The sequence below is a fragment of the Cyclobacterium jeungdonense genome (genome assembly GCF_010994275.1).
GTDB lineage: Bacteria > Bacteroidota > Bacteroidia > Cytophagales > Cyclobacteriaceae > Cyclobacterium > Cyclobacterium jeungdonense.
Genome location: NZ_WMCD01000023.1, coordinates 1 through 3,186 on the forward strand (window position 1 = coordinate 1; position 3,186 = coordinate 3,186).

Sequence of the window (3,186 nt, forward strand, 5' to 3'; positions counted from 1 at the left end):
TAAAAGCCCCTTATCTTACAATCATTTTGGGAGTAATACCCCTTAAGAAAACGCGGTCTAAATTTACCCAACTGTCAGATAATATCGGAGCTATTACAAGTCATTCTTATGTTCGTTTATATTTCGTTTGTTTGTGTTGCACCTCAATCTATTTTATGTTCCCTTCATTTACTTTTTGAAATTTTATTTTGAATATACTTCTTACGAAGAGATGTGGCATACATTACTGTTTCCATCTTTCGAGATTTGGAATTGACCTTGTAGCCATCCAAGCAAAGAAACCATTCATTCCGTCCTTCTTCATTTCTTGTATACAAAACTTTTGCATTTTTTTGGCTGTATCTATTTCAGGGGGAGTTAAAAACACGCCATTTTCATAGCACATGGAGCAATACTTTTTGCTGATGGAACCATCTTTTTCCGTCCCACCACCTTTTTTGTCTTTTTTAAGTGGGAAACCACAGCTTTGGCAAAATTTATATTCTTTCATTGTAATGTTTTTTATTGAAGATTGGCTTCTGTCATAATTACAGCTAACGTTTATGTATTAGCCGTGGCGCTGAGCAAAAAAATCTTCCTTAGCGCCATGAACGATACTTTTTGTTAGCAGTTCGGGTATTATCTCTGGTACCATTTCCTTTCGTCATTCAATTGTCGTGTCAAAATCAACACGTCTGTCAAGCAACACAATGGCAAGTATTGCATGCCATAATTGATGACCATACTGCGAGGCACGCTCCATAATTCCAAGACCTGGAGTAGGCTGATTATCGTACACCAACAAAGCCTTTGGGACTGCAAATACAACCATTATCATCAGCAACAAAATTGTCGCTATGGAATAATAACGAAACCAGTTTTTAAAATAGACTGCTCCAAGTATGAGACTAACAAGAACGAATGGGTTTATTGCCAGGATTCCGTGCATCGTGTCGGTAAATGTAGGTTGAATTCCACGCATGTGCATCGGAAAGAAGTTCCACAATACCAAGCTGTTTACTGCATTTCCAACTATCATAATAGCTAAGGCCCGGAGAATACGCTTACCGCCGGATAGTAACCAAATGCCTGAAGCGAAAGCTATAAATAGTAAACTGGAAATTGTAAAAAGGGCTACCACTAATTGACTGGTTGGGGCGCCTATCGCAAATAATTCACTTACCGTTTGCTCGTTAAAGCTGTATCCCTTGTAAAGATTGCCGGCAATTATGTCCGTAAGGGGATAAAGTAAAGCACCTAAAATTCCACAAATCAATAATAGGTTTACGGTTTTCTGATGAGCAATTACTGTATTCATTTGAGATTATTTTTAGTTCCAGCTACCCAAATTCTCAGCAACCCCTTCATCCAGATCCATTTCCAGAATTTGTTGATAGTGAGAATTTTCAGGCGACACGACCGAAATCCAATCAGGCAGGCTTTTTCCAAACTCCTTTAAAATGATCGGAGTCACAAATACCTTCCTTCCCATCTTCATTAATAATTCAAGTTCATCAATTTTATCCAAAATTATTAAACAGCTGGTATTTGAAATGATAATATCAGAATTGTGCTGCATCTTTTGGGATATCCGAAGGTGGATAGTTGATTAAAGAAACCTCATAATCAGCCAAAATCTCCGAAAATGCCACTTTTGACAAGCCAGCCAATTCTGCGGCCTGTCCGAGTGACAGCTTTCCGGATTCATACATTTTTGCCGCAAGGAATCTTTTTGTCTCCCTCTCATCCAAGTCAAGATGATCAGGTATCGTTAAAGTTAGATGCTTCATAGTTTAAATTTATCAAAATTTTGGATATCGACTTCATTTTAATACGTTCTTTTGCTGGAGCCTAACGCTACGATAAAATGAGTATGCGCCCCAGTTGCTAGATGCACTGAAATTTCCTTTTCGCATTGTTCTTTCAAATGACTCGATTCGCATATTCATTTTGGTGTTTGTTGTGGGTAATATTTCATTTGGGTCAACCGCTACAATTTTACCATTCCTTACCACAATCATCGGACTTTTCTTTTGCTTTTTGAATTCGATAACCTTTCTGTAAGTTTCCTCTAGCGATTTCATCTGCATTTACAATCAAGGATTTATGGCAGAATTATGTAAGAAGCAGTTGTTTTTCTCGCTCCGTTGCATCCAGCTATAACGTATAGTTTTTTCATTTCATTCTAATATACGATTTTCTATCAATGATGGTAGAATCTGGATATTCCCCACAACAATTGTATAAAGCTATGTTTTGGAAGAGGAGTTGCGTGTATATGTACTTTGTGGTGTCGTATTTCTTCATTTTTAAGCGGATGGTTTTATGTTTATCTGTCCACCGACCGCTTTTAAAACTTTCATGATGGTCTCGAATTGAGGTTTAGCTCCTTCTGCTAGCGCCTTATAGAGACTTGGTCTGCTCATTCCAGTTTTCTCAGCGATTTTTGTCATTCCGATAGCTTTCGCGATGTGTCCTATAGCTACAATGAGGTCAGAGCTGTCCCCGTCTTCAAGAACAGTATTGAGATACTCCGCAATCATTTCTTCATTGTCGAGATAGTCTGAAATGTCAAATTTTGTTGTTGCCATGTTTCTCATTCTTTAGTTTATTCCAGATTTCTTTTGCCTTCTTAATGTCATTCTGTTGACTTGATTTCTCACCACCGATTAAGAGTATGATGATCTTGTCTTCCTTCTCTTTGAAATAGACTCTATAACCCTTCGCAAAATTTACCCGCATTTCGCTAATTCCATCACCAACAGGTTTACAGTCTCCAAAATGTTCACCGGTCTCCAACTTCTGAATTCGGAAGAGAATTTTTACTTTAGCTCGAATATCCTTGAGCTTCCTAATCCATTTATCGAATTCAGCCGTTTTTTTCTGTTCTGATTATGAATTATTGTATCCTATCGGATACGAATTTAATCTATTCTTTTAAGATTCCAAAAAGTCTGGTAACGGCTAATCATCTTTCTTCGAATGCACCACAACGGTAAATTGTATGGGTCGTGGCAGATTTCGGTCAACCTGCTAAGCTGGTTGAACGCGCTACAAACCTTGGTGCATAGCACATTTCCTGCCATTACTTTTACAAAATGTTGAACTAATCCTGCTAAGGCAGGAAGCCGGCAGTTATTGCCGTTTCTTCCTACATTAGACTTATCGTAACTATTAAACATTTTAAGCTATGAAAAAAAAAGCAAT

The 3,186-nt window shown here is 37.8% G+C and carries 6 protein-coding genes; all 6 read right to left on the reverse strand.

From position 1 onward, the window contains the following. Positions 1 to 223 precede the first annotated feature (223 nt). The 6 genes from GKS34_RS23095 to GKS34_RS23120 all read right to left on the reverse strand — a co-directional run bounded on the left by GKS34_RS23095 (position 224) and on the right by GKS34_RS23120 (position 2,835). Positions 224 to 490, reverse strand: coding sequence for a zinc ribbon domain-containing protein (locus GKS34_RS23095; RefSeq protein WP_163387505.1), 267 nt, complete (start codon positions 488 to 490; stop codon positions 224 to 226). 153 nt (positions 491 to 643) lie between these two features. Next, positions 644 to 1,297: a DUF998 domain-containing protein gene (locus GKS34_RS23100; protein WP_163387507.1), complete on the reverse strand. Its 654-nt coding sequence runs from the start codon at positions 1,295 to 1,297 to the stop codon at positions 644 to 646. Between the two features lie 12 nt (positions 1,298 to 1,309). Continuing rightward, the gene (locus GKS34_RS23105; RefSeq protein WP_494337705.1) at positions 1,310 to 1,558 is read right to left on the reverse strand and encodes a PIN domain-containing protein; all 249 of its coding nucleotides are present in this window, start codon (positions 1,556 to 1,558) and stop codon (positions 1,310 to 1,312) included. Further along, a complete protein-coding gene (locus GKS34_RS23110) occupies positions 1,542 to 1,769 on the reverse strand; it encodes a UPF0175 family protein (protein ID WP_163387511.1) in 228 nt (75 codons plus the stop codon). Before GKS34_RS23110 ends, GKS34_RS23105 begins: the two co-directional genes overlap by 17 nt. Positions 1,770 to 2,288: 519 nt before the next feature. Next, positions 2,289 to 2,570: an addiction module antidote protein gene (locus GKS34_RS23115; protein ID WP_163387513.1), complete on the reverse strand. Its 282-nt coding sequence runs from the start codon at positions 2,568 to 2,570 to the stop codon at positions 2,289 to 2,291. Further along, positions 2,551 to 2,835, reverse strand: coding sequence for a type II toxin-antitoxin system RelE/ParE family toxin (locus GKS34_RS23120; RefSeq protein ID WP_163387515.1), 285 nt, complete (start codon positions 2,833 to 2,835; stop codon positions 2,551 to 2,553). The genes GKS34_RS23115 and GKS34_RS23120 overlap by 20 nt, the downstream gene beginning before the upstream one ends. Positions 2,836 to 3,186 lie beyond the last annotated feature (351 nt).

Excerpts from the sequence above, each read along its gene's own strand:
- GKS34_RS23105 (WP_494337705.1), bottom strand. The coding sequence starts at position 1,558 with ATGCAGCACAATTCTGATATTATCATTTCAAATACCAGCTGTTTAATA.
- GKS34_RS23115 (WP_163387513.1), bottom strand. The coding sequence starts at position 2,570 with ATGGCAACAACAAAATTTGACATTTCAGACTATCTCGACAATGAAGAA.
- GKS34_RS23100 (WP_163387507.1), bottom strand. The coding sequence starts at position 1,297 with ATGAATACAGTAATTGCTCATCAGAAAACCGTAAACCTATTATTGATT.
- GKS34_RS23095 (WP_163387505.1), bottom strand. The coding sequence starts at position 490 with ATGAAAGAATATAAATTTTGCCAAAGCTGTGGTTTCCCACTTAAAAAA.
- GKS34_RS23110 (WP_163387511.1), bottom strand. The coding sequence starts at position 1,769 with ATGAAGCATCTAACTTTAACGATACCTGATCATCTTGACTTGGATGAG.